Annotated in this window: 1 protein-coding gene; it reads right to left on the reverse strand. The window is 52.7% G+C overall.

What is annotated here, in order from left to right; translation table 11 throughout:
- Window positions 1-583, reverse strand: a 583-nt coding sequence (locus OUA97_RS23250; RefSeq protein ID WP_267234449.1) for an Ig-like domain-containing protein, incomplete at its 3' end; no start/stop codon positions are given.
- Window positions 584-655: the final 72 nt, after the last annotated feature.

The following is a 655-nucleotide window of genomic DNA, read 5'->3' on the forward strand; positions in this document are numbered from 1 at the left end:
CAGTGTCTGTGCCTACATTGCCTGCTGGGTCTGTTGCCGTGACCGTGATTGGATAGGTACCTTCCGCTAAGCTTGGTAAGGTGTCATCCGCAAGCGTCCATGTACCATCGCCATTGTTGGTCGCTGGGTAATCGATACCATCAACTGTGACCACCACGGTTGCGGTTGGGTCATCAATCGTACCTGTTAACTCTGGGGTTTGGTCATTGGTGTCTAGATCGTTCAAGCTCACCATTGGTGCGACCGTATCCACGGTATAGGTTTGGCTATCCGTCACACTGCTGCTGTTGCCTGCTGCATCCATAAAGGTCACATTGGCATCAACGGTGAAGTCTGGATCGTTGAGTAAGTCGCTACCTGCAACATCAACACTCCAGGTGCCTGCAACGGTATCAACGGTTGCTGTGTAGTCCATCCCATTGACACTCACCGTCACCACCGTGCTGGTCGCATCGGCTGGGATACCCGTCAACACACCCGTTAAGGTCACATTGCTCGACAGAGACTCGGTTTCATTGAGGACGTTGTCCGCAGTGATATCGTCAATGCTAAACACCGTTGCTGTTGGGTCTGGTGGCGTCAAGTCAACGGTTAAGCTACCAGTGTCTGTGCCTACATTGCCTGCTGGGTCTGTTGCCGTGACCGTGATTGGATA

Source organism: Phenylobacterium sp. 58.2.17 (genome assembly GCF_026411515.1).
Classification (GTDB): domain Bacteria; phylum Pseudomonadota; class Alphaproteobacteria; order Caulobacterales; family Caulobacteraceae; genus Phenylobacterium.